The following is a 9253-nucleotide window of genomic DNA, read 5'->3' on the forward strand; positions in this document are numbered from 1 at the left end:
TTGGGCTGTTGGGAATGCGACATCACAAAAGTTAGTCAACAAGCAGTGACAAATGATGTAGTCACCTTCATGACATTTCAGTTACAAAGATTGCCATTAGCAACGCAATATGTATTACAGTTAGCCGCGTATATTGGCAATCAATTTGATTTGACAACCTTAGCCATTGTGGCAGAGACATCAGAAATTGAAGTGGCGGCAGATTTATGGAAAGCATTACAGGAAGGGTTAATTTTACCAACAAATAATATTTATAAGTTTTATCAAAGAGATGTGAATGATGAAGTCATGATCAACCATGACCATCAAAATCATCAAATATCAGTCCAATATCGATTTTTACACGACCGCATTCAACAAGCAGCTTATTCATTAATTCCCCTAGAACAAAAACAAAAAACTCATTACCGCATCGGCAAACTACTGTTACAAAAAGTTTCTCCCAGCGCGAGGGAGGAGCGGATTTTTGAAATTGTGAATCAATTAAATCAGGGTGTAGATTTAATTACCCAAGCAACAGAAAAAGAGGAACTCGCCCAACTTAATTTGATGGCTTGTCGCAAAGCTAAAGCCGCCACTGCTTATCAAGCGGCGCGGGAGTATGTCACTGTGGGATTATCTTTGTTATGTCCCCAAGCTTGGCAACTGCAATATGACATCTCTCTGGCTTTTCATGAATTAGCTGCTGAGTTAGCTATGCTTTGCGGTGATTTTTTCACTATGGAACTGTTTGTGAATCAAGTGATTCAGCAGGCAAAATCCTTACCGGAAAAAATACAGGTTTACCGGATTAAAATTCAGTCTCTTGTCTCCCAGAATAAATTTAGCGCAGCCATTGCGATCGCTCAAACAATTTTGCAACAACTGGGCGTAACCTTAAAAGACACACCCACACCAGCCGATATTCAACAAGAAATCCAAGAAATTAACCAACTAATTGGCGACAGAAAAATTGCAGATTTAGTTCATCTCCCCTTAATGACAGATGCCACAAAACTGGCAATTGTGCAAATCGCTAGTAGCATTATGTCTGTGGCTTACCTTGCTGGTTCTCCTTTGTTTCCCTTACTGGTTTCTTTATCAGTCAAAACATCTATTCAGTATGGAAACACACCCGCTACAGGTTATATTTATTGCTCCCATAGTGTACTTTGTAATTTTTTGCAAGATGTCGATACAGCAATAGAGTTTGAGCAGTTAGCACTCCAACTCACCACCAAATTAGATGCGAAAGCAGCTAAACCGCAAGTATGTCTCCTCTTAGGACTGTATATTCGCCAACGCAAATCTCACATCCAAGAAAGCCTACCACTATTGCAAGAAGGCTATAGCATAGCACTAGAAGTTGGTGAATTAGAATTTGCTGGACATAACGCCCACAATTTTTGCTTTTATGCTTTTTGTTGCAGTCAGTCTTTAATTAATTTGGAACAAGAAACTCGCGCTTACAGCAATGGGTTGATGCAGCTTAACCAATTAACCACCGCCAATTATTGCCGCATTTATTGGCAAGCAATTTTAAATTTACTTGGCTTCACGGAGAACCCGACAATTTTATCTGGAGAAGCCTTACAAGAAGATGAATTTATTTCCTTGTTGCAATCTGCGAATGATGGTTACGGATTATATATTTTCTCTTTATATAAGCTAATGCTTTGTTTCTCGTTTGCAGAAATAGAATCAGCCGAAAATTATGCACTTGAAGTCAAACGCTATTTCATGGCTGGTGCAGGATTAGTCAGTGAACCAGTGTTTTATTTTTATGATTCTCTGCTGGCTTTGGCACAGATAGATGAAAAATTAATCACTTTAGAACGTGTAGCCGAAAATCAAACTAAACTTCAACATTGGGCGCATCACGCACCCATGAATCATCAGCATAAAGTTGATTTAATCGAAGCGGAAAAACATCGGATATTCGGCAAATTCTACGAAGCTGGAGATTTTTACGATCGCGCTATTGCAGGAGCTAAAACTAACGGTTACATCCAAGAAGAAGCTTTAGCTAACGAACTCGCAGCTAAATTTTACCTCAACTGGGGTAAAGAGAAAATTGCCGCAGGTTATATGCAAGAAGCATACTACTGTTATGCTCGCTGGGGTGCAAAAGCCAAAGTCACCGACTTAGAAAAACACTATCCCCAACTGTTGCATTTAATTTTGCAACAACAAAAAAATGACTTCAACTTCTTAGAAAATATTGCTCCCCATAACGTTACTTTATCAACTCGTACTTCTAGCAGCAATAGCACCAGTTATTCTGAAATTCTGGATCTGACTTCTGTAATCAAAGCGGCGCAAGCAATTTCCAGTTCTTTAGAATTAAATGAACTAATTGCCAATTTACTAAAAATTATTTTGGAAAACTCTGGTGCAAAAAAAGCTATATTGTTACTTCCTCAAAATCATACTTGGCAAGTACAAGCCATTACTGTGATTGAGAATGAAAAATTAAACACTATTCTGGAACCACAATTACTCGAAACTTGCCCAGATATTCCCAAAAGAATTATCCATTATGTTAAGAATACCCAAAAAACACTGGTGATTGAAAATTGCCAAACAGATATACCAGGGATAATAGGGGAATATATGCTGCAACATCAACCCCAGAGCGTGTTGTGTATGCCGATAGTGAATCAAGGCCATTTAGTTGGTTTGCTTTATTTAGAAAATAAATTAACTGCTGGGGTATTCACTCAAGAACGTGTACAAGTTATTAAACTTCTGGCTTCCCAAGCAGCAATATCTCTAGAAAATGCCCAACTTTTCCAAAAAGCACAGCAAGCACTCCAAGATTCTTTACTCAAACAATTCTCAATTGATCGGGCATCTATTGGTATCTGGTGGATTGAAGAAGATGCCAGCATTTTTTATGTAAATGATGCAGCTTGTAAAGATTTGGGATATCGACAAGACGAGATTATTGGGAAAAATATTTTTGATTTTGATGCAGGTTTCCCGCAAGAATTCTGGGAAGAACATTGGCAATCATTATCTCAGAAAGGTTTTTGTGTATTTGAATCTTATCATCGACACAAAGAGGGACATATTTTTCCTGTGGAAGTTACTGTTGACTATGTAGAATTTAATGGCAAAGCATATAACTTTGCCTTTAGTAGAAATATTAGCGAACGCAAACAAGCTGAAGCAGCCGTCAAGCAAAAATCCGCAGAATTAGAAGCAGCATTGCAGAATTTACAACAAGCTCAATTACAAATGGTGCAAAGCGAAAAAATGTCGGCTTTGGGTAATTTGGTCGCCGGTGTTGCCCATGAAATGAATAATCCTTTAGGCTTTATTGCTGCTAGTTTAAAACAAACTCAACCCACAATTGTGGAGATTTTTGAACATTTACGGCTTTATCAAGCAAGTTTACCAAACCCCAGTGAAGAAATCCAAGAACATGCTGAAGAAATTGATTTAGATTACAGTTTAGAAGACTTACCCAAGGTAATTAATTCGATGATTGTAGCTTGCGATCGCCTAAAAAATATTAGCACTAGTCTTCGCACTTTCTCCCGTGCTGATCAAGATTATAAAGTCAGTTTTAATATCCATGAAGGTATTGACAGCACAATCTTAATTCTGCGGCATCGTCTTAAAGCTAACGAAAAACGTCCAGCTATAGAAGTTATCACCGATTATGGCAATATACCTGCTATTGATTGCTTTCCTGGGCAGTTAAATCAGGTATTTATGAATATTCTGGCAAACGCCATTGATGCTTTAGAAGAAGTAAAAATTGATAAACATCAGGGAATTAGACATCAGATTTCAATTCAAACATCTCTGATAAATCGATATGTCGAAATTAAAATTGCTGATAACGGAATTGGGATGAATGAAGAAGTCAGACGAAAAATATTTGACAACTTATTTACTACCAAAAGTGTAGGTAAAGGCACAGGTTTAGGACTGGCGATCGCTCGTCAGATTATTGTCGAAAAACATGGCGGTTCTATTGAATGTAATTCCTCACCAGGGCAAGGTACAGAATTTGTGATTTTAATTCCAATTAGCCAATAAATATGAATAATATACCCATGCAAAAAGAAATTACTTTACTGCGTCAACAAAATGCTGATTTACAACAACAGTTAGCAAAATTGACTAGTGAATCACACACCAGAATTACTCAATTAGAAAAGGAACTGCAAGATACAAAAAAACTTTTAGAAAATTACCAGCAAGCCGAAATAAAACTCAAAGCTGATCAAGCCGAATTACTCGCATTGTTTAACGCTATCGAAGATGTAATTATTGTTGTTGATAGCGAGTGCAGATACTTAACAATTGCTCCTAGTTGTGCGCCATTACTGTATAAACCACCAACAGAAGTTATCGGTAAAACTGCCTATGAAATTTTACCGGCTCAACTAGCTGACAGTTTCGTAGCATGTATTCAACAGGTACTTAAAACAAAGAAAAATACCAAAATCGAATACAGCTTGCCCATTGGTGATCAAGAAGTTTGGTTTGAGGGTAGCGTTTCCGTGATGGATGAAAACAGTGTAGTTTGGATTGCTAGAGATATTAGCGATCGCAAAAAAACTGAAGCTGCATTACGTGAACAAGAAGCCCAGTATCGCAGTATTTTTGAGGCTGTTAGTGATGGCCTTAGTGTTCTTGATTTAGATACTGGTAAAATTGTCGCTGCTAATCCGGCTTTCTGTCAGATACACGGTTACACTCAAGAAGAATTTTTCTACTTAGACCCTATCGACTTTGTTCATCCCAGTTGTTTTGAGAAGTTTGGGGAGTTTATCAATGTCATTAAAATGGGAGGCGAATTTCACACTCAGGCGGTAGATATCCGCAAAGATGGTACTTGTTTTGATATCGAAGTTACAGGTAAACTCTTGAACTACAATGGCAAACCTCATGCACTTTCGGTAGTGCGTGATATTAGCCAGCGTAAACAAGCCGAAAAAGAACAACGCAGATTAACCGCAATTCTGGAAGCAACCACAGACATTATTGGTATAGCTGATGTCAACGGAAATAATCGCTATCTCAACCAAGCAGGGCAGAAAATGTTAGGTATTCCCGCTTCCGAAACTGATAAGTTCCATATCAGCGAGTTTGTAGAACCCTCGATGTTAGACAAATTTCAGAAAGAAAGCCTACCAACTCTACTTCAGAAGGGTATCTGGTCGGGAGAGTCTAAGTTACTTAGTCGGAGTGGCGAAGAAGTTCCCATTTCTCAGGTAATGATTGCCCATAAAAATGAACAGGGAGAAATAGAATTTTTATCAACCATCGCCCGTGATATTCGCGATCGCCTGCAAATCGAAGCCCAACTGCGACAACAAGCCGAAGATTTAGCCCAAACTCTAAAAGAACTGCAACGCACCCAAGCACAAATGGTTCAAGCGGAAAAAATGTCTAGCTTGGGACAATTAGTTGCGGGAGTTGCTCATGAAATCAACAATCCTGTAAATTTTATTCACGGTAATCTCACCCATTTAGAGGAACATACTGAAGATTTATTGCAGGTAATTAATTTATACCAAGCGATGAATCTGCCAGAATTTGAAACTTTGTCGGAGGAAATTGACTTAGATTACATTCAGCAAGACTTACCCAAAATTTTGCAATCTATGAAAATCGGCACTCAACGCATCCGTCAGATTGTCTTATCTCTACGTAACTTTTCACGTATGGATGAAGCCGAATTTAAAGAAGTCGATATTCACGAAGGTATAGATAGTACTTTAATGATTTTGCAACATCGTCTCAAGGAAAAGCCACAGTTTCCTGAAATTCAAGTGATTAGAGATTATGGTTCTTTACCTTTAGTAGAATGCTACGCCGGACAACTTAATCAGGTGTTGATGAATATTCTCACAAATGCCATTGATGCTTTAGAAATGGGAACGAGGAAAGATGAACTACCAACAATTACAATTCGGACTGCGGTGATTGATGCTAACTGGGTAACAATTGCGATCGCTGACAATGGAATGGGTATGTCTGAACAAATTCAAAAACAAATTTTCAATCCCTTCTTCACCACCAAGCCCGTTGGTAAAGGAACTGGGATGGGCATGTCAATTAGTTATCAAATCATTACGGAAAAACACGCAGGCAAATTGGAGTGTTACTCCCAACCAGGACAAGGAACAGAGTTTGTCATCACCATTCCCATTTGCCAACCAATCATGGCTTAATTGATTGTATAAACATCTCTCTCCCTTGTCTCCCTTGTCCACCTTGTCCCCCACGTCTCTTTTATCCACACAGCAACATCACCTCCCGCCTCCCGCCTTTTTCACAAACTGGTTATAATTATTTTTCGTCTCTCTCAGAAATCAACTTAATATTTTTACAGTATTTATATGGGGCGCTATCGTTCTAAATCTGACCTACCTACAAAAATCTGCCCTGTATGTCAACGTCCCTTCACTTGGCGAAAAAAGTGGCAAGATTGCTGGGATGAAGTGAAATATTGCTCAGAACGTTGCCGCCGTCGCCGTTCTGAAGCAAAAACAGAGTAAAGGGTGAATTATGAAGTATGAAATATGAAGTGTGAAGTGTAAAATCAACTTGAACTCAGACGCAAATAGCGCAAAAAATTATACATGCAGGTAAAGGTGCAACCAAAATTAATTATTCATGGAGGGGCTGGTAGTTCTCTCCACGGCAAAGGAGGATTAGAGGCTGTACGTCGATCGCTCCATGCAGTCATTGAAGATGTTTATGCTTTGTTATTATCAGGCACAAACGCTGCTGCCGCAGTACTGCGGGGTTGCCAATTATTAGAAGATGACCCCCGATTTAATGCGGGTACTGGTTCGGTATTGCAATCTGATGGTCAAATTCGGATGAGTGCTGCCTTAATGGATGGACTCTCCGGGCGGTTTAGCGGTGTGATTAATGTTTCACGGGTGAAAAACCCCATTGAGTTAGCCTATTTTTTACAAAATTCCCCTGACCGCGTACTTTCAGATTACGGTTCGGCGGAATTAGCCCGCGAGTTACAAGTCCCCAGTTACAATGCTTTAACTGACTTACGCTTACAAGAATGGATTCAAGAACGGCAAGATAATTTTAAAAGAACAATGGCTGGGGTGGTAGCAGAGCCAGAGTTATTAGAAACCAGCAATGCCGGACGTGGCACAATTGGCGTAGTTGCTTTAGATGCTCATGGTGGACTAGCAGTCGGCACATCCACCGGGGGTAAAGGCTTTGAACGCATTGGTCGAGTCAGTGATTCAGCTATGCCGGCGGGGAATTATGCAACTGGTCATGCGGCTGTTAGCTGTACTGGCATTGGCGAAGATATTATCGATGAATGTTTAGCACCCAGAATTGTGGTGCGGGTAACTGATGGGATGACCCTCAAAGATGCCATGCAACGCTCTTTTGCTGAAGCCCACGAACATCAAAGAGACTTAGGTGCGATCGCTTTAGATGCTAGTGGTGCGATCGCCTGGGGTAAAACTAGCCAAGTTTTACTCGCCGCCTATCACAACGGTGAAAAAATTGGCGACACTTTAGAAATGGCTGATGGTACGCAAGTCGGCTGTATTTCCTAGTGCTGAGTCACCGAAGTTTGCTCAACGGGGGAAACCCCCGCACGCAACTTCTCGCTGAGTTGAAAGTGCTGAGTCAGTTTTAGAGTTGTAGTTAGATAAGTTGATACAGCCTTTATAGCTCACAACTTTTCCTACTCAGCACTCAGCACTCAGCACTTTTCTTCCGCCAACCTTGTTTGACTACCTGACGGCTACGAGCAATCACTAAACTATCGTTGGGGACATCTTCAGTAACTGTGGAACCTGCGGCGACATAGACATCATCACCCAAAGTCACTGGTGCAACTAAGACGCTATTAGAACCTGTTTTAGTGCGATCGCCGATTTTGGTTCTGTGTTTTTTGACACCATCATAATTAGCGGTAATTGTACCTGCGCCAATGTTGACTTGAGTACCCGCAGTAGCATCGCCCAAATAAGATAGATGGGCTACATTAGTTTTTTCACCTAGTTGTGTATTTTTTAACTCAACAAAGTTACCGATACGACAATTTTCAGCCACTTCCGTATTACCACGTAAATGAGAGTAAGGGCCAATGCGAGTTCCGGCTTGGACAATACTATCTGTGACTACAGAATATTGAATGCTGACGTTTTCACCGATTTGGCTATTTTCAATCAAACTTCCCGGCCCAATGCGGCTACCAGTTTTAATTATGGTATTTCCCCGCAGGTGAGTTTGCGGCTCAATAATCACATCGGCTTGTAATTCTACAGTGTCGTCAATGGTGATGCTGTTGGGGTCGATGAGCGTCACACCTGCGGTCATCCACTTTTCTTTGATCCGCCTTTGTAAAATTTCGTAGGCTGTAGCTAATTGTAGGCGATCGTTAATCCCCAAAATTTCTTGCTCATCTGTGACATCCACCGCCATCACCTTCCCAACTTGGGTAACAGCATCGGTGAGGTAATATTCTTTTTGGGCGTTGTTGGCTTCTAAATGGGGTAAAACTTGAGCTAAGTCCGGCCAACGAAAGCAGTAAATCCCGGCGTTAACTCGGCGATTTTCTCTTTGAGCAGGGGTACAATCTTTATCTTCAACCATTTGTTGAACGATGTTTTCCCCATTGCAAAAAACTCGCCCATAACCTTTAGGGTTGGATAAATGTGCAGTCAGAATCGTAGCAGCGTTTTGATTTTGTTGGTGAGTGAGCAATAGCTGTTTTATGGTTTCGGTGCGTAACAGTGGAACATCACCATTCAGGACTAATAAATCTCCAGTGTAGCCCTCAAGATGGGGGAGTAATTGCTGGATGGCATGGCCTGTTCCCAGTTGTATAGTCTGTTCCACAAACTCTAAGCTCAAGCTTGACTGGATAGCAGCTTTTACTTCTGAGGCTTGATAGCCTACAATCACGATGCGCCTTGTAGGTGAAAGTGGTTCTACACTTTCCAAAACTTTTTCTACTAGCGATCGCCCACCCAAAGAATGTAAAACTTTGGGTAAGCTTGATTTCATCCTTGTGCCGCGTCCCGCCGCTAGAATTGCTACAACTACCATAATCAAAAGTATGAAGCGTGTTCGCCCTTGACGTTCCCAAAGGGTAGTATAGCAGGAGGTATAAAGCAAGTTGCACTAGCCTTCGATGAAGGTAGCTTTTAGCTTAATCAAAAATTCATCCCACACTGCCCTTCGGGTCAGATGTGGGATGAATTTTTGGCTGACGACGAATTGACCCACAACCAATTCAATCCGCAGGATTGAATTGGTT

5 protein-coding genes are annotated in these 9253 nt (G+C 40.6%); 4 read left to right on the top strand and 1 reads right to left on the bottom strand.

Features of this window, described 5'->3' with window-relative positions; translation table 11 throughout:
- The 4 genes from H6G28_RS35605 to H6G28_RS35620 all read left to right on the top strand — a co-directional run.
- Positions 1 to 4029: trifunctional serine/threonine-protein kinase/ATP-binding protein/sensor histidine kinase (locus H6G28_RS35605; protein ID WP_190677941.1), on the top strand; the 4029-nt coding region annotated here is incomplete at its 5' end.
- 2 nt (positions 4030 to 4031) lie between these two features.
- Entirely contained in the window at positions 4032 to 6173 is a 2142-nt protein-coding gene (locus tag H6G28_RS35610) for a PAS domain S-box protein (protein ID WP_190590821.1), read from the top strand.
- A gap of 168 nt (positions 6174 to 6341) precedes the next feature.
- Positions 6342 to 6500, top strand: a complete 159-nt coding sequence (locus tag H6G28_RS35615) for a DUF2256 domain-containing protein (RefSeq protein WP_083468775.1) — start codon at positions 6342 to 6344, stop codon at positions 6498 to 6500.
- Positions 6501 to 6584: 84 nt separating this feature from the next.
- The gene (locus H6G28_RS35620; protein WP_190677945.1) at positions 6585 to 7541 is read left to right on the top strand and encodes an isoaspartyl peptidase/L-asparaginase; all 957 of its coding nucleotides are present in this window, start codon (positions 6585 to 6587) and stop codon (positions 7539 to 7541) included.
- A gap of 142 nt (positions 7542 to 7683) precedes the next feature.
- On the opposite strand, the gene glmU is transcribed toward H6G28_RS35620, so the two are convergent.
- Positions 7684 to 9042: a bifunctional UDP-N-acetylglucosamine diphosphorylase/glucosamine-1-phosphate N-acetyltransferase GlmU gene (gene glmU, locus H6G28_RS35625; RefSeq protein WP_190677948.1), complete on the bottom strand. Its 1359-nt coding sequence runs from the start codon at positions 9040 to 9042 to the stop codon at positions 7684 to 7686.
- Positions 9043 to 9253: the final 211 nt, after the last annotated feature.

This window comes from Nostoc sp. FACHB-190 (assembly GCF_014696905.1).
Lineage (GTDB): Bacteria > Cyanobacteriota > Cyanobacteriia > Cyanobacteriales > Nostocaceae > Nostoc_B.